Origin of the sequence: Roseomonas sp. OT10 (assembly GCF_020991085.1) — a bacterium.
GTDB lineage: Bacteria > Pseudomonadota > Alphaproteobacteria > Acetobacterales > Acetobacteraceae > Roseomonas > Roseomonas cutis.
This window is the reverse complement of the sequence record NZ_CP087719.1, coordinates 372,076-388,664: the sequence shown is the minus strand read 5'-3', so window position 1 is coordinate 388,664 and position 16,589 is coordinate 372,076. Positions and strand designations below refer to the sequence as shown.

The window sequence follows — 16,589 nt, the reverse complement described above, 5'->3', positions numbered from 1 at the left end:
CACCCGTCCCTGCCGGCCCGCCATCCCGCATCGCCGTGACCCCTGGGCGAAGCCGCGCCGGTCTGGCAAGACGCCGGCGCCATGCACGACTTCCTGCACATCGCCCGCGAGCGGGGCTTCATCCACCAGGTAACGGACGAGGACGCCCTCGCCGCCCGCCTGCGCCAGGGGAAGCTGCCGGCCTATGTCGGCTTCGACTGCACGGCGGACAGCCTGCATGTCGGCCACCTGCTCTCGATCATGCTGCTTCGCCTGCTGCAACGCTGCGGCCATGTGTCCGTGGCGCTGCTGGGCGGCGGCACCACGCGGATCGGCGACCCTTCCTTCCGCGACGACGCCCGGCCGCTGCTGACGGACGCGCAGATCGCGCACAACAAGGCGGGCATCCGCCGCACCTTCGACGCCTTCCTCGACTTCGACGCCGGCGCGCTGATGCTGGACAATGCGGAATGGCTGGACCGGCTGGCCTACATCCCCTTCCTGCGCGACGTGGGGCGGCATTTCAGCGTCAACCGCATGCTGACCATGGACAGCGTGAAGCTGCGGCTGGAGCGCGAGCAGCCACTGAGCTTCCTCGAGTTCAACTACATGCTGCTCCAGTCCTACGACTTCCTGGAGCTGAACCGGCGCGCGGGCGTCGCCCTGCAGATGGGCGGCTCCGACCAGTGGGGCAACATCATCATGGGGGTGGAGCTGGTGCGCCGGGTCGCCGCCGAGGCCGGCACCCCCGCCCAGGTCTTCGGCCTGACCACGCCGCTGCTCACCACCGCCTCCGGCGCCAAGATGGGCAAGACGGCCTCCGGCGCCGTCTGGCTGAACCCGGACCGGCTCTCCGCCTATGACTACTGGCAGTTCTGGCGCAACGCCGAGGATGCCGATGTCGGCCGCTTCCTCAAGCTGTTCACCGAGCTGCCGATGGCGGAGATCGCCCGCCTCGCCGCCCTCCAGGGCGCCGAGGTGAACGAGGCCAAGAAGGTGCTCGCCACCGAGGCCACCGCCCTGCTCCACGGGCGCGAGGCCGCCGAGGCCGCCGCCCGCACCGCCCAGGCCACCTTCGAGGCCGGCCAGGCCGCCGAGGACCTGCCCACCGTCGCGGCCAGCCTGCCGGCCGGGCTGCTGGACCTGCTGGTCGCCGCCGGCTTCGCCGCCAGCAAGGGCGAGGCCCGCCGCCTGGTGCGCCAGGGCGGCATCCGCCTGAACGACGCGGTGGTCGAGGACGAGACCCGCCAGGTGGAGGCGGCCGACCTGCGCGACGGCGCGGCGAAGCTTTCGGCGGGGCGGAAGAAGCACGCGCTGGTGCGGGTGGGATGACGGGAAGGCCGGGGATCCGGGGCGCCCTGCCTCGAACTTCCCCGGCGGCCCGTCCCGCCCGCAGGAAGGGCTTGCATTCCCCGTTGCGGCTTCGCTAGACGGGAGTCTCGGTTCCAACGCTCGCGCCAGGAGGGCTGCATGATGAAGCATCCACGCATCGCCTTCCTCCTCGCGATGGGCAAGCGCCGCATGGCGCTCCGCTAGGTCCGTCGATCCGCGCGCCAGCCGCGCGGACCGCCATCCCGGACCAGCCCTGAACCGTCGGCGTGCCGCCCTGCGGCATCGCCACCCTTCCCCCTTGTCAGGGATCGGCCGCCTCCCGTGCGGCCGGGTCGTCTTCGTGACCGATTCCAGGAACGCCGCGCGTGCGGCGAATCCCTTCCGGGCCGTGCTGGCCTTCGTCCTGCGCGGCTGGGGGCGGCAGCGCGGGCTGGTGCTCGCCATCGCCGCCGCCATGATCGCCTCCACCGGCACCGACGTGCTGGTGCCGCTCTATGCCGGGCGGCTGGTGGAGGCCGCCGCCAACCCCGACCGCGACGCCGCGCTGGCCACGGCGCTGCAGGCCCTCGCCATGCTGACCGGGCTCGGCGTGGCGGGGCTGGTGCTGCGCCACCTCGCCTTCCTCACCATCGTGCGCATGACGCTGCGCGCCATGACCGAGGCGGCGGAGGGTGCCTTCCACCGGGTGCAGCGGCTCTCGGCCGACTGGCACGCCTCCTCCTTCGCCGGCTCCACCGTGCGGCAGGTCACGCGCGGCATGTACGCGCTGGACCTGCTGCACGACACGGTGCTGGTGGCGCTGCTGCCCTCGCTGACCATGCTGCTCGGCGCGACGCTGCTGCTGGGCTGGCGCTGGCCGGTGATGGGGCTGGTCGTGGCGCTGGGCTCCGCCGGCTATGTCGCGGCGACGGCCTGGCTGTCGCTGCGCTGGGTGTCGCCGGCGGCGCAGCGCTCCAACGCCTGGGACACGCGGCTGGGCGGCGCGCTGTCGGATGCGGTCGGCGCCAACGCGGTGGTGAAGGCCTTCGGCGCGGAGGAACGCGAGGAGGCGCGGCTGTCGCGCATCCTGCGCGTCTGGCGCTTCGCGACCAACATCACCTGGTGGCGCGCCACGCTCAGCGGCACGGCGCAAACGGCGGCGCTGGTGCTGCTGCGCGTGGCGGTGATCGGCACGGCGCTGTGGCTGTGGTGGCACGGGCAGGCGGGGCTGGGAGACCTGGCCACCGTGCTGACCATGTTCTTCGTGGTGCAGGGCTACCTGCGCGACGTGGGCTACCACATCAACAACCTGCGCCGCGCGGTGAACGACATGGAGGAGATGGTGGCGCTGCATGCGCAGCCGCTCGGCGTGCCGGACCGGCCCGGGGCCGTGCCGATCGCGATCGAGGACGGCCGCATCGAGTTCCGGCAGGTCGGCTTCCGCTACGGCGGGCATGCGACGCCGCTCTACCGCGACCTGTCGCTGACCATCGCGGCGGGCGAGCGCGTGGGGCTGGTCGGCCACTCCGGCTCCGGCAAGACCACCTTCGTGAAGCTGATCCAGCGGCTGCACGACGTGACGGAGGGCCGCATCCTGATCGACGGCCAGGACATCGCGGGCGTGACGCAGGAATCGCTTCGCCGGCAGGTGGCGATCGTCCAGCAGGAGCCGGTGCTGTTCCACCGCAGCCTGGCGGAGAACATCGCCTATGCCCGGCCCGGCGCGCCGCTGCGGGAGATCGAGGCCGCCGCGCGGCTGGCCAATGCGCACGGCTTCATCACCCGCCTGCCGGAGGGCTACGGCACGCTCGTCGGCGAGCGGGGGGTGAAGCTCTCGGGCGGCGAGCGCCAGCGCGTGGCCCTGGCGCGTGCCTTCCTGGCCGACGCGCCGATCCTGATCCTGGACGAGGCGACGGCCAGCCTGGATTCGGAATCGGAAGCCGCGATCCAGGAGGCGATGGGGCGGCTGATGGTCGGGCGTACCACGCTGGTCATCGCGCACCGGCTTTCCACCGTCCGCGCCCTGGACCGCATCCTGGTCTTCGACGCCGGGCACGTGGTGGAGGAAGGGCGGCACGAGGCGCTGGTGCGCCGCGAGGGCGGCCTCTACCGCCGGCTGTTCGAGCGGCAGGCGCTGGACCTGGCCCAGGGCCTGGGGAGGTAGGACGGCCCGCCCTCCCCCTTCGCCCTCAAACCGATGGCGGGATGAGCTGACCTGTCGCGCCGTGGTGTTCCATCGTCGGACCGGGAGGGGACGCCGTCCCCTCCCAGACCCTCCCCTGCCGGGGCCACAAGCGGGCCCCGGTCCCCGCTAGGAGTCTGGTGCTTCCGGTGGGTGTCAGCCTCCGGGCTGAACCCTGACGGCGCGCGGACAGGCGGGACTCTGAAAAAGTCTCACAGGCGTCAGCGAGGGCTGCGGCCGTACCCGCCGAGGAGCCAAGCTCCTCGGCGCCGTGACCCCGTCACCACCACCGCGCGGCAGCGCCAAATGGGTCCAGGGCCCGCAGGGTCCTGGCGGAGTGGGGGTACGGGGGCGAGGCAGCGCCTTGCCCCCGGGCCACGCGCGCACCCCGCGCCGGCATGGATCAGGGCATCCCGCCGTCCGTATCAGGTCCGCCGGAGCGGGCCGAGGGGGGGGTGGGACCCGCCCCGGTGGGGGAACCGGGGCGGATCCCTGGCAGGAGCCCTGGCCGGGGTGTGGCGGCGGGGTGGGGATCGTGCCGCCGCCGAGTCGCGCCCCGAAATGGCTCCTGCCGAACCGTGTCAGCGCGCCAGGCCCTCCGCCTGCCGCGGGGCCGGGCGGGCGGCGGGCCAAGCCGCCCGCCCGGCCTCCGGCGCCTCCGCCGCCTCGGCGGTGTCCTCGTGCAGTTCCTCGGCCTGCCAGGGCGTCACCAGCGCCTCGCGCAGCGCCCGGCCCGGCGGGGTCGGACAGAGCGGCGCCACGGAACCGGCCGGGAAGACCGGCCGCGGGGATTGCGCCGCCAGCAGCCGCAGCGCCGCCCGGGCGGCGGGAAGCCCCGCGCCGGGGGGGTAGAGGCGGTGCAACGCCGCCACGGCCGCCGACTGCGCCAGGCTGCGCGGCGCCCCGCGCGCCAGGGCCGCATCCAGCCGTGCCGCGATGTCGCGCAGGGCGGTAACATCCAGGGAGGGGGGTGGAGTCGGGCGGTCGGTCATGGGGGCATCCTAGGCAAGAACGAACAAAGAGTGAACAAAAATCACCATGACGAAACGGCAGCCCTTTGCCGTCTCTCCCGTTGGAAAGAATATCTTTTCGGAACAGTAGCTTGATGCGGCAGATCAAGCCATGCGCTGGCACCGGCGGTACAGGGCCAGCGCCTCGGGACTCGACCCGGCCTTGTTCCAGCGCTTGCCCTCCAGCAACGCGCAGACGGGAGGCTCCGTGCCCTGGCACCCCACCCGCCGCCACAGGTCGCCAGCCCCGCTGCGATGGGCGGCATGGAGGGCCGCGGGGGCCTCGCGCAGATCGGAGAGGTCCTGGCGGCAGACCCCGATCCAGCGCCCGGTCAGCGGGTCGCGGACCTCCAGCGCCCGGCGCAGCGGGCCGACATCCAGCGCCAGCACGGGCCGGGCCCGCACCGCCGGATGATGGGCCGCGGGCCACGACAGCTCCGGGCGGGGCAGCAGCAGGCCGGCGGGGAGCAGCGCAGCTGCCAGGGCCAGCCAAGCCAAGCTGCGGCCACGCCGGCGGGCGGAGCGGTTCGGCCGGGCGGCACCGGGGGGCGGCACCAGGCCAGAGCTGACACCCGGCATGGCGGGCAGGTCTCCTCCCCGTCGCCGGACGGGGAGCCGGCGCGGGGTCCGCCCGGAATAGGGTCGCCATCCGCCGGCCGATACCTCCGTTCGGAGGGTCGGGGCCGAAATCCGCCCCTGCGCGATGGGCTGGCGGTTCCGGGCCTCGCGGCGGGGCCTGCGTATTCCGGAACCGATGGGTGGTGGCGACCCGCGCTAGCGGCGCAGCCAGCGCGCCAGCCGCTCCGGTGCCTCGGCGATCGACGCCTCCGGCCCGCAATAGGAGAAGCGCAGGAAGCGCCCGCCGCGCTCCGGGTCGAAATCCACCCCCGGGGTCGCGGCGATCCCCGCCTCGGCGAGCATGGCGGCGCAGAAGGCGACGGAATCGTTGGTCAGGTGCCCGACGTCGCACCACAGGTAGAAGGCGCCGTCCGCCGCCGCGATCCGGTCGAAGCCCGCCTTCGGCAGCCCCTCCAGCAGCAGGGCGCGGCTGCGGGCATAGGCGGCGCGGTTGGCCTCCAGCTCCTCCGTGCAGTCCATTGCCGCCTCGGCCGCGACCTGGGCGACGTGCGGGGCGGAGATGAACATGTTCTGCGCCAGGCACTCCACCGGGCGAAGCAGGTCCTCCGGCAGCACCAGCCAGCCGATGCGCCAGCCGGTCATCGACCAGTACTTGCTGAAGGAATTCACCACCACCGCGCTCGGGCTCAGCGCGGCCGCGGTCGCCTCCGCCATGCCGTAGGAGAGGCCGTGGTAGATCTCGTCCGAGATCAGCCGCACGCCCTTCGCGTGGCACCAGGCGGCGATCTCGGCCAGTTCCTCGGGCGCCAGCATCGTGCCGGCCGGGTTGCAGGGCGAGGCGACGATCAACTCGTCCGGCAGCCGCTCCAGCCGCTCCAGCGCGGCAATGGTCGGCTGGAAGCGGGTGGCCGCGTCGCAAGGCAGCAGCAGCGGCCGCATGCCCAGCGCGGTCAGGATGTTCGCATAGGGAGGGTAGTAGGGCGCCGCCATCGCCACCGTGTCGCCGGGGTCGAAGGCGGCCAGGAAGGCGAGAGGAAAGGCGCCCGACGCGCCCACCGTCACCGCGATCCGCTCCGCCGGCACCGGCTGCCCGTACTTGCGGGCGTAGTGCAGGGCGATGCGCTCGCGCAGCGAGCGGATGCCGAAGGCCTCCGTGTAGCCCAGCGGCGCCCCGCCGCGCAGCGCGGCGATGGCGGCCTCCGCCGCGCCGCGCGGGGCGCCGGTGCCGGGCTGCCCGACCTCCAGCCGGATCACCCCCGGCGCGCCGGGCGGCAGGGCGGCGGCGCGGGCATTGGCCGCGGCGATCACGTCCATCACCAGGAAGGGCGGCGCCTCCGCCCCGCGGCCCGTCTTGAGCGCCATCTCAGTTGCCGCCCATCACCGCGAGCCCGCCGCCGCGCGGATCGGCCGCCGCCTGGCAGCTCGCCGCATTGCCCGGCAGGCCGGCGGGGCAGCCGAAGGCGACGCCGCGCCCCGGCTCCGGCACGGCGGCCAGGGCGCTGCCGACCGGGACGTTGCGCAGCAGGTGCTGCACGGCCGGGATCGCCACCGCCATCGGCGCGTCGTCCTGGCCCGAGCCCGCGCCGGCATAGCGGAAGTCGCGGGTGTTCGGGTTGCTGACCATCACCGCCGAGAGCAGCGGCGCCGCCACACCGCCGGGACGAGGGGCCGCGGCGAGCAGGAAGCCCAGCCCCGGCAGCACGCGCCCGGTGCCGAACAGGTTGTTCAGCGAGAAGGCGCAGGAGACGGCGTTCCCCGAGCGGTCCGCCACCACCAGCGCGGTGGAGGCCCCCATCGGCCCCACCGTGCCGCTGGCCGGCGGGCTGGCGAGCAGCGCCGCCGGATCGCCGCCGCCGCGGCGGAAGGCGGCGACGGTGGCCAGCGCCCGGCCCTGCGCCTGGGCCGGGTCGGCGCCGCCCCGCAGCGCCTCGAAGGCCGCGGCCGCAGCCAGCCCGCCATCGGCGGGCGGCGGCAGGAAGGCGACGGTGTCGAAGCCGGCGCGCAGGGTCAGGGGCTGGGCGGTGCGCGGCACCGCGTCGCGCAGCGCCGCGACCGTCAGCCCGCCGCCGGCGGGGACGGAGGCCTCGGCCACGCGCCGGGCCAGCGCGCCCTGGTGGAAGTCGCCCACGCCGAGGGTGCGGATCTGGGACAGGGTGACGGCGAGGTCGGGCTGCAGCAGCCGGCCGCCCTCCGTCGCCTCCGTGCCGAAGACCGCCCGCGCGCGGGGATCGGCCAGCAGCGGCGCCCCCACCGTGGCGAGGTCGGCGGCGAGGGTGCGGGAGATCTGCGCCCCGAAGCGGGCGAGCTGCTCGGCCGGGGCGATGGTCTCCTCGAAGGGGCGACGGCCGAAGCGGGCGTGCAGGGCGAAGAGGCCGCGCGCCATCAGCGGCACCGCCGCCGGGCGGTCGGCCCCCGGGGCGGTGGCGGCAGGCGCCGCGGCGGGGAACAGCACCGCCTCGGTCGCCCCGCGCCGCTGGTCATAGGCGAGGCAGGCGCCGCCGCCGCCCAGCCCGGCCCGCGAGGGCAGGGTGACGGAGAGGGCGAAGCCCGCCGCCGCCGCCGCATCCGCCGCGCTGCCCCCGGCCGAGAGAAGGTCCCGCGCCACCAGCGCGGCGCGCGGGTCATCCGCGACCGCGCCGCCCAGGAAGCCGGAGACGTAGCCCACCTGCCCCGGCGGGATGCTGCTGCCGCCGCCCAGGGCGTTGCCCACCCGGTCGAGGGTGGAACAGCCGGGCAGCAGCAGGGCGGCCAGGAGGACGGCATGCCGGACCGGCCGCCGGGCAGCCGCCCGCAACGGCCTGCCCGTGATGTGTCGGCCCTTCGCCTGGTTCTGCGCCGCACTCGCCATGCTGTCGTCCCTGTTCCCCGGACCGGGTTCCCTGGACCGGCCATCCCCGGACAGCTTCCGGCGCAGGGCGGCCAGGGGATCGCGGTCGTCCGCGAGGCGGAGACCGGAGGCCTGCTGCGGGCGCTGGCGAATCCCCTGTTCCGCGCCGCCGGGATGGTTCCCGGCCGGGTGCGCATCACGCTGATCCAGGAGCGGGCCTTAAACGCCTTCGTCACCCCCGGCAACCACCCGCCACCGCCCCTCGCCCCCCTGGCCTTCCTGGAGCGGAACGGCGACCGGCCTGTATAAGGGCCGGGACGGGGACATCCCCGACAGCGTCAGGCAGGGGAACGACGGATGGCCGGATGGATGTTGCGACGGGCGGCCCTCGCCCTGCCCCTGGCGGCGGCGCTGCTGCTCGCCGGGCCGGAGGCGCGGGCCCAGGCGGTGGTCCAGGGGGCAGCCCAGGGGGGAGCCCAGGGGGCAGCCCCGGGCGCCTTCACCCCGGAGCAGCGGGCCGAGATCGTGGGCATCCTGCGCGAGGCGCTGCGCACCGACCCCTCCCTGCTGCGCGAGGCGATCGAGGCCATGCGCAACGCCGACCAGGCGGAGCAGGCGACGGCCCAGCGCAACGCCATCGCCGCCAATGCCGATGCCCTGTTCCGCAACGCGGACGACCCGGTGAAGGGCAATCCCCGCGGCGACGTGACGCTGGTGGAATTCTTCGACGCGCGCTGCGGCTACTGCAAGCAGCTTCAGCCGGCGATGGCGGAGCTGCTGAAGCGCGACCCCAACATCCGCGTCGTGCTGAAGGACATCCCCATCCTGGGGCCGAACAGCGTCCTCGCCTCCCGCGCCCTGCTCGCCGCGCAGAAGCAGGGGAAGTACGAGGCGCTGCACACCGCCCTCCTCGCCCTGCGCGGCGATGCGACGGAGGCCGCGATCCAGGCGGAGGCGCAGCGGGTCGGGATCGACTGGCCCCGGCTGAAGCGCGACATGGAGGACCCGTCGATCCAGGCGCGCATCGCTTCCAACCTGCGCCTCGCCCAGGCGCTGGAGATCCAGGGCACGCCCGCGCTGGTGATCGGCGACACGCTGGTCCCCGGCGCGGTGGACCTCGCCACGCTGGAGAAGCTGGTCGCGGAGGCGCGCCGCCGTGGCTGAGGACGGGCCGGGCGGGGACGGGCCGAAGACGGAAGCACCGGAACCGGCGGGGCGGGAGGGGGTGCAGACCGACTTCCGCGGCCGCATGTCCTACACGGACTATCTCGGGCTGGACGCGGTGCTCTCGGCGCAGCACCCGCGCTCCGACCAGCATGACGAGATGCTGTTCATCATCATCCACCAGGTCCAGGAACTGTGGATGAAGCTGATGAACGCGGAGCTGGGGCTGGCCATGCGCTGCCTGCGCGCGGACAACCTGCAGCCCGCCTTCAAGGCCACCGCCCGCGTCTCGCGCATCCAGCGGCAGCTGGTGGAGGCGTGGGAGGTGCTCTCCACCATGACGCCGGCGGACTACCTCTCCTTCCGCGACGTGCTCGGCGCCTCCTCCGGCTTCCAGTCCTGGCAGTACCGGCTGCTGGAGATCCGGCTCGGCGCGCGCGACGCCTTCATGCTGAAGCCGCACGCCCACCGGCCCGACCTGACCGCGACGCTGAACGAGGCGTTCCACGCGCCCAGCCTCTACGACGAGGCGCTGCGCCTGCTGGCCCGCCGCGGCCTCGCCATCCCCGCCGAGGTGCTGGAGCGCGACCCGGCGACCCCGCACGCGGAGAACGAGGCGGTGATCGCCGCCTGGGGGCAGGTCTACCGGGATTCGGAGCGGCTGTTCGACCTCTACGAGCTGGCGGAGGAGCTGGTGGACCTCTCCGACGCCTTCCAGCAATGGCGCTTCCGCCACGTCTCCACGGTGGAGCGGATCATCGGGCGCCGCCCCGGCACCGGCGGCTCGGCCGGGGTGTCCTACCTGCGCCAGGCGCTGGACCGGCGCTTCTTCCCGGAGCTCTGGACGGTGCGCGGGCGGCTGTAGCGGCCGCTACGGCGGCAGCACCAGCGGCACCAGCAGCACACAGACCAGGGCGACCAGGATGGTGAAGGGCACGCCCACCTTCATGAAGTCGCCGAAGCCGTAGTTGCCCGGCCCGACCACCAGCGTGTTCACCGGCGACGAGATGGGCGTCATGAAGGCCGCCGAGGCGGAGAGCGCCACGATCATCGCGAAGGGATAGGGCGAGGCGCCGAGATCCTTGGCGATGGCCAGCGCCACGGGGGCCATCAGCACGGCGGTGGCGGTGTTGGAGATGAACAGGCCCAGCAGCGCCGTGATCACGAAGATCGCGGCCAGCACCATGCGCGGCGAGGCCCCGCCCACCACCGCCAGCAGCCCGTCCGCGGCCAGGTCCACGCCGCCGGTGCGTTGCAGCGCGAGGGAGAAGGGCAGCATGCCGACGATCAGCACCAGGCTCTTCCAGCTGATCGACTGGTAGGCGCTGTTCATGTCGACGCAGCCCAGCAGCCCCATCAGCAGGCAGCCGAGCAGCGCCGCCTGCACGTTCGGCACCACGCCGCCGACCATCAGCACGACGACCAGCGCCAGGGCGGCGAGGGCCTGCGGGGCCTTGTCGGCGGCGGGCAGCACCTCCTCCCCCTCCGCCGGGAGGTTCAGCGCGACGAGGTCGGCAAGGCCGGACTGGAGCCGGCGCAGGTCCGACCAGAAGCCGACCAGCAGCAGCGTGTCGCCGACCCGCAGCTTCTCCTCCAGCAGCCCGTGGCCCAGCACGGTCTTGCCGCGGCGCAGGCCGATCACGGTCAGCCCGTGCTCGGAGCGCAGCCGGGCCTGGAGCACCGTCTGGCCGATCAGGCTGGAATCGGCGCGCACGATGGCCTCCGCCATGCCCAGCTCCTGCCGCCGGTCGCTGAGGTAGGGGCGGCCGGGATCGAGGGCCAGGCGCTCGACCCCGTAGCGCTGCACCAGCGCCTCCGTCTCCGCCTCCGGGACCAGCGCGTCGATCAGCAGCATGTCGCCCTCGCGCAGCACCGTGCTGGCCTGGGGGCGCAGCACGTCCAGGCCGAAGCGCCGGGCCCGCTCGATGGCCAGCAGGTTCACGCCGCTGCTGCGGAGCGAGAGGTCGTCCAGCCGCTGCCCGATCAGCGGCGAGCCGGGCCGCACCCGGACGCGGTACTCGCGCTCGGCCAGCCCGTAGCGCTCGATCCAGTCGGACAGGCTGGGGGCGCCGGCCGGCCGCGCGTCGCCGGCGCGGCCGCCCAGCAGGCGGCGCGCCACCAGCATGTAGAGCACGCCCAGGGCCAGGACCGGCAGGCCGAAGGGGGTGAAGCTGAAGAAGTGGAAGCCCTCCGCGCCCTGACGCACCAGCTCGGCGCTGACGACGAGGTTGGGGGTGGTGGCGACCAGCGTCAGCATGCCGCTGATCAGCGCCGCGACGCTGAGGGGCATCATCAGCTGCGATGGCGGGGTGCCGGTGTTCTGGCAGATGCGCAGCACCACGGGGATGAAGATGGCGACCACGGCGGTGGAGCTCATCAGCGATCCCAGGGCCGCGACCGAGAGCATCAGCAGCACCAGCATCCGGGTCTGGCTGCGGCCTGCCTTCGCGTAGAGCCAGTCGCCCAGGCGGCGGGCGACCCCGGTGCGGACCAGCCCCTCGCCGATCACGAAGAGCGCGGCGATCAGGATGATGGCGCTGTCGCCGAAGCCGGCCAGCGCCTCGTTCATGGTGATGACGCCGGTCAGCGGCAGGAAGGTGATCATGATCAGCGCGACCACGTCCATGCGTGGCCGGTTCATCACGAACATGATGATGGCGGCCAGCAGGAACAGCAGCACCAGCGCCAGGTCGGTGGTCATGGCTCCCCCCCCCGGGGCGTCGGCGGCGCGGGGGCTCAGAGCCCCCAGGGCAGGCCCAACAGGTGCCACGCGGCGAGGAGGGCCGTCCAGACCACGGCCAAGATCACCACATAGGGCAGCATCAGCGCGATCACCGTGCCCACCCCGGCATCCTTCTGGTACTGCTGGGCGAAGGTGACGATCAGGGCGAAATAGGCGTTCAGCGGCGTGATCGCGTTCACGGGCGAATCGCCCACGCGATAGGCGGCCAGCACCGCCTCCGGCGCCACGCCCAGCTTCATCAGCAGCGGCACGAAGATCGGGGCGAAGAGCGCCCATTTCGGAATGGCGCCGGTGATGATCACGTCGAGCAGCAGCACCACCACCACGAAGCCGATGAGCAGCCAGAGCGCGTCGAGGTTGGCGCGCTGCAGCACCTCGGCCAGCGAGATGGCGGCCAGCGCCGCCATGTTGGAGTAGTTGAAGAAGGCCAGGAACTGCGAGATCACCAGCAGCAGCAGGATCAGCCCGGAGAGGCTGCCGATCGCCTTGGTCATCGCCGCCACCACCGCCGCGCTGTCCTTCAGCGTCCCCGCCCCCAGCCCGTAGGCCGCGCCGGTGGCGAAGAAGATCAGCGCGATGGTGACGATCAGGCTGTTCATGAAGGGCGAGTTGCCGATGATCGCCCCCGTCTCCGGGTGGCGCAGCGGCGCGCCGGGCGGCAGCGTCATCAGCGCCAGGAAAGCCAGCACGCCGATCAGCGCCCAGAAGGCGAAGCGCAGCCCGCGCCGCTCCTCGCCCGTCAGCACCTCCGGGTCCGCCGCGGTGTGGCCGACGCCGTGCTGGCCCAGGCGGGGCTCGACGATCCGTTCCGTGATCTGGGCGATCAGCACGGTCAGCAGCACGACGGAGGCGATGGAGAACCACAGGTTCGCCGTCAGGTCGATGGAGCGGGCCGGATCGACGAGGTGGATGGCGTCGTTGGTGATCTCCGTCAGGATGCCGTCCACCGGCACGATCAGGATGTTCACCGTGAAGGCGGCGGCGACGGCCGCGAAGGCCAGGGCGAGGCCCGCCAGCGGGTGCCGCCCGACGCTGGCGAAGGCGGCCGCCGCCAGCGGGATCAGCACGAGGTAGCCCGCATCGGCCGCGATCGAGGAGAGGATGCCGACGAAGGTGAGGATATAGGTCAGCGCCCTCGGCGGCGCCACGATCACCAGCTTGCGGATCAGGGCCTTCACCAGCCCCGCCTCCTCCGCCACGCCGACGCCGACCATGGCGACGATGATGACGCCCACGGCGTTGAAGCCCATGAAGTTGGACACCACGCCGGTGAACATGAAGCGCAGCCCGTCGATCGAGAGCAGGCCGCGCGCCGCGATCGTCACCGTCTCGATCTCGTCCGTCGCGGGGTTCCAGCGCAGCGAGGTCACCCGCGCCCCGGCCAGGGCCAGGATCTGCGACAGCACCACCACGGCGACCAGCAGGATGACGAAGATCACCACCGGATGCGGCACGCGGTTGCCCACGCGCTCCACCACGTCGAGCAGGCGCTGCATCCGCGTGGGCCCGGCCCCCTGCGGCACCTGTCCCGGCGCCGGCGGGCTGGTGGTTCCGGCCATGTCTCCTCCCCTCAGCGCGACAGCGCGTCCAGCACCCGCACCCAGGAGCGGATGCCGCGCCGGAAGCTCTCCAGCTCGTACTTCTCGTTCGGGCTGTGGATGCGGTCGTCCTCCAGCGCGAAGCCGGCCAGGATGACCTCCATGCCCAGCACCCGCTGCAGCGTGTCCGCCACGGGGATGGAGCCGCCGCCGCCGATGAAGAAGGCGTCGCGTCCCCATTCCTCGCCCAGCGCCGCGCGCGCCTTGGCGAAGGGCGGGGAATCCACGGCGAAGCGGGTGGCCTTGCCCGAGCCGTGGGCGATGAACTCCACCTGGCAGTCGGCCGGGATGCGGGCGCGGACGAAGTCGCGGAAGGCGGCACGGACCGCGTGCGGGTCCTGGTCGAAGACCAGCCGGAAGGAGACCTTGGCCGAGGCGCGGGAGGGGATGACGGTCTTGAACCCCTCGCCCTGATAGCCGCCGCCCATGCCGTTCACCTCGCAGGTCGGGCGGGACCAGACCATCTCCAGCACGGAGCGGCCCGTCTCCCCGGCCGGGACCGACAGCCCCACCGCGCCGAGGAACTGCGCCGGGTCGAAGGGCAGCCGCTCCCAGTCGGCGCGCAGCGCCTCCGGCAGCTCCGGCACGCCGTCGTAGAAGCCCGGCAGGGTCACGCGGCCCTGTTCGTCGTGCAGGTCGGCGAGGATGCGCGCCAGAACGTGGTTCGGGTTGCGCGCGGCGGAGCCGTAGAAGCCCGAATGCAGGTCGCGATCGGCGGCGGTGACGACGATCTCCTCGCCGCAGAGGCCGCGCAGCATGGTGGTGATGGCGGGCGTCCGCGCATCCCACATGCTGGTGTCGCAGATCAGCCCGACGGAGGCGCGCAGCTCCTCCGCATGCGCATCGAGGAAGGGCGGCAGGCTGGCGCCGCCGGATTCCTCCTCCCCCTCCAGCAGGATGGTGACGGGGATGGGCAGCGTGCCGGTCACCGCCTTCCAGGCGCGGCAGGCCTCGACGAAGGTCATCACCTGGCCCTTGTCGTCGGAGGCGCCGCGGGCGCGGATGGCGCGGGTGCCGTCCGGCCGGGTCTCGATGACCGGGTCGAAGGGATCGCGCTCCCACAGCTCCAGCGGGTCGACCGGCTGCACGTCGTAATGCCCGTAGAACAGCGCCGAGGGGCCGGAGGCGGTGCGGTCGTGCGCGACCACGATCGGGTGGCCCGGCGTGGCGTGGGCGGTGGCCTCGAAGCCGATGGCCCGCAGGTCGGCGGCGTGCCATTCGGCGCAGGCGCGGCATTCCGCGGCATAGGCCGGGTCGGTCGAGATGGACCGAAGCCGCAGCAGCGCGAAGAGGCGTTCGAGCGACGCCTCGACATGGCCGTCGACGTGGTCGAGCACCGCGTTCAGGATCGACATCCATACCTCCCCTTGCCGTGAGGTTCCGTCCTCTCATGGCCGCGAATCAAGCGAGGCAGGGGATGCGGGAATGCTTTGTTACAGTATAAGCAAGGGATTGGCTGCCAGCCGCGCCGAAGCTGGCGGCCACCCCGCCGGGACGCGCCTCAGGCCGCTGTCCAGGTCACGCCCTCGTCCAGCGGGAAGACCGGCCGCGGCAGGCGGCGGAAGGCGAAGTCCCGCAGCACCGGGCTGGTGAGGCCGGGGGCGGACACCTCCAGGATGCGGCCGGGCGGAAAGAACTCGTCGAAGCCGGCGCGGAAATGGCCGCGGCTCTTGACGACGACGACGCGCGCGGCGGCGATGTCCACGCCGAACATCTCCAGCATCACGGGTTCCAGCAACTGCCGGCGCAGCGAGGCGACGACGATCCGCATCCCCGACCCCTCCAGCTCGATCAGCGCGGAGGGACCAAGGTCGAAGCGCCGCCCCGCGAGGGTGCCGCGCCGCCCGACGGCCGTGCCGTCGGAGAGGCGCAGCACCCGGGCCGGGGATTCGAGCCGCTTGCCGTAGAGATCCTCCACCCGGTTCAGCACGGCGTGGAAGCGCGCGCCCTCGCCCAGCGCGTGGCATTCGGTGGCGAGCGCCGGATCGACGAAGTTCCCCAGCACCACGCCGGCCACCCCCGCCTCGTGCAGGCCGCGCAGCAGCCAGGTGGTGTTGCCGCGCCCGCCGCCGCCGGGGTTGTCGCCGGAATCGGCGAGGCAGACCGGCTCCCGCATCCCGCTCCCGGCCTCCTGCGCGATCGCCACCGCGCGGGGCACGTCCAGCAGGTCGCGGGTGAAGCGGCCTCGCGTGTCCCAGCCGCGCTGCGCGATGCGGGTCGCGACCGCACGCGCCAGCGCGGCATCGCCGCCCCGCGCCGTGGCGACCACCGTCAGCCCGTTCTTCGGCAGGTCGGAATGCGGGAAGCCGCCGGCCACCGAGGCGTTGGCGAGGCGCGGCCCGGCGGCCATCTCCGCCGCCGCCATGGCCATGAGCTCGGCATAGGGCCCCTCGGCCGTCAGCATGGTGACGGTGGGCGGCGTCATCGGCAGGCGGATGCGGTGCATGGCGAAGCGCTCGCCCGCCAGGCCCTCGCGCAGCAGATCCGCGGCCTCGGCGGCGCGCTCGGCCATGTCGACATGCGGGTTGGTGCGGTAGACGACCAGCGCGTCGATGGCATCGATCATCCGCTGCGAGATGTTGCAATGCAGGTCGTGGGTGCAGACCACCGTCGCCGCCGGGCCGGCGACCTGGCGCACCATCGCGGCGATGGTGCCGTCCGGGTCCTCGTCCCCCGTGGTCGAGGCGGCGCCGTGGCTGGCGATATAGACCCCGTCCAGCGGCAGGGCAGCGGCGAGGCCCGCGCGCATCGCGTCGAGGAAGGAGAGGAAGACGCCATGCTCGATCGGCCCACCCGGCGGGGCGGCCGCCATCAGCACCGGCACGGGCACCCAGGGTCCCGTCGCATCCATGCGCGCGTAGAAGCCGGGCAGTTCGGAGGGCAGGCGGGAGGCGGGCGCACGGGCCTGCGCCGTGATCTCCCCGCCCGCCACGAGGCACTGCTTCTCGAAGTCCTCGAGCATCGTCGGCGGGGCGAAGGCATTGGCCTCCAGGTGCAGCCCGAGGATGGCGATGCGCGGCGCGGCCATGGGACGATCTCCGGCGATGGAAGCCCCGGTTTGGATCGCTTCGCCTCCGCCGTATAGACTGGCTCCGTCCGGGAGTGGTGCATGGCCGCAGGCACGCACAGGCCGATCGCGGGGAGACCGCCCGCCCCGCCCCGCCCCCCAAGGCCGGGCGGCCGGTCCCGCACGGCC

12 protein-coding genes are annotated in these 16,589 nt (G+C 73.5%); 4 read left to right on the top strand and 8 right to left on the bottom strand.

The features are described 5' to 3' along the window. Positions 1 to 81 precede the first annotated feature (81 nt). The gene (gene tyrS, locus LPC08_RS01925; RefSeq protein WP_230451048.1) at positions 82 to 1,311 is read left to right on the top strand and encodes a tyrosine--tRNA ligase; all 1,230 of its coding nucleotides are present in this window, start codon (positions 82 to 84) and stop codon (positions 1,309 to 1,311) included. A 340-nt stretch (positions 1,312 to 1,651) separates the two neighbouring features. Further along, positions 1,652 to 3,454, top strand: a complete 1,803-nt coding sequence (locus LPC08_RS01920; protein ID WP_230451047.1) for an ABC transporter ATP-binding protein — start codon at positions 1,652 to 1,654, stop codon at positions 3,452 to 3,454. A gap of 599 nt (positions 3,455 to 4,053) precedes the next feature. Here LPC08_RS01920 and LPC08_RS01915 read toward each other — a convergent pair. From LPC08_RS01915 to LPC08_RS01900, 4 genes are all read right to left on the bottom strand, one after another. Further along, complete coding sequence (locus LPC08_RS01915) at positions 4,054 to 4,464, bottom strand: hypothetical protein (RefSeq protein ID WP_230451046.1); 411 nt, start codon at positions 4,462 to 4,464, stop codon at positions 4,054 to 4,056. Positions 4,465 to 4,587: 123 nt separating this feature from the next. Beyond that, positions 4,588 to 5,061: a hypothetical protein gene (locus tag LPC08_RS01910; protein ID WP_230451045.1), complete on the bottom strand. Its 474-nt coding sequence runs from the start codon at positions 5,059 to 5,061 to the stop codon at positions 4,588 to 4,590. A 195-nt stretch (positions 5,062 to 5,256) separates the two neighbouring features. After that, positions 5,257 to 6,423, bottom strand: coding sequence for a pyridoxal phosphate-dependent aminotransferase (locus LPC08_RS01905; RefSeq protein WP_230451044.1), 1,167 nt, complete (start codon positions 6,421 to 6,423; stop codon positions 5,257 to 5,259). A 1-nt stretch (position 6,424) separates the two neighbouring features. Further along, positions 6,425 to 7,909 (bottom strand): gamma-glutamyltransferase, encoded by a 1,485-nt coding sequence (locus tag LPC08_RS01900; RefSeq protein WP_230451043.1) that lies wholly within the window; start codon positions 7,907 to 7,909, stop codon positions 6,425 to 6,427. A gap of 348 nt (positions 7,910 to 8,257) precedes the next feature. On the opposite strand from LPC08_RS01900, the gene LPC08_RS01895 reads away from it, so the two are divergent. Beyond that, positions 8,258 to 9,052 (top strand): DsbA family protein, encoded by a 795-nt coding sequence (locus LPC08_RS01895; protein ID WP_230451042.1) that lies wholly within the window; start codon positions 8,258 to 8,260, stop codon positions 9,050 to 9,052. Beyond that, positions 9,045 to 9,917: a tryptophan 2,3-dioxygenase gene (gene kynA, locus LPC08_RS01890; RefSeq protein ID WP_230451041.1), complete on the top strand. Its 873-nt coding sequence runs from the start codon at positions 9,045 to 9,047 to the stop codon at positions 9,915 to 9,917. The genes LPC08_RS01895 and kynA overlap by 8 nt, the downstream gene beginning before the upstream one ends. A 6-nt stretch (positions 9,918 to 9,923) precedes the next feature. Here kynA and LPC08_RS01885 read toward each other — a convergent pair whose 3' ends face one another. The 4 genes from LPC08_RS01885 to LPC08_RS01870 form a co-directional block, all read right to left on the bottom strand. Beyond that, entirely contained in the window at positions 9,924 to 11,753 is a 1,830-nt protein-coding gene (locus tag LPC08_RS01885) for an SLC13 family permease (protein ID WP_230451040.1), read from the bottom strand. Positions 11,754 to 11,788: 35 nt separating this feature from the next. After that, the gene (locus LPC08_RS01880; protein WP_230451039.1) at positions 11,789 to 13,354 is read right to left on the bottom strand and encodes an AbgT family transporter; all 1,566 of its coding nucleotides are present in this window, start codon (positions 13,352 to 13,354) and stop codon (positions 11,789 to 11,791) included. Between the two features lie 11 nt (positions 13,355 to 13,365). Continuing rightward, complete coding sequence (locus tag LPC08_RS01875) at positions 13,366 to 14,748, bottom strand: M20/M25/M40 family metallo-hydrolase (RefSeq protein WP_230451038.1); 1,383 nt, start codon at positions 14,746 to 14,748, stop codon at positions 13,366 to 13,368. A gap of 146 nt (positions 14,749 to 14,894) precedes the next feature. Further along, positions 14,895 to 16,421 carry a M81 family metallopeptidase gene (locus LPC08_RS01870; protein ID WP_230451037.1) on the bottom strand — a complete coding sequence of 509 codons (1,527 nt, stop codon included), beginning with the start codon at positions 16,419 to 16,421 and terminating at the stop codon, positions 14,895 to 14,897. Positions 16,422 to 16,589 lie beyond the last annotated feature (168 nt).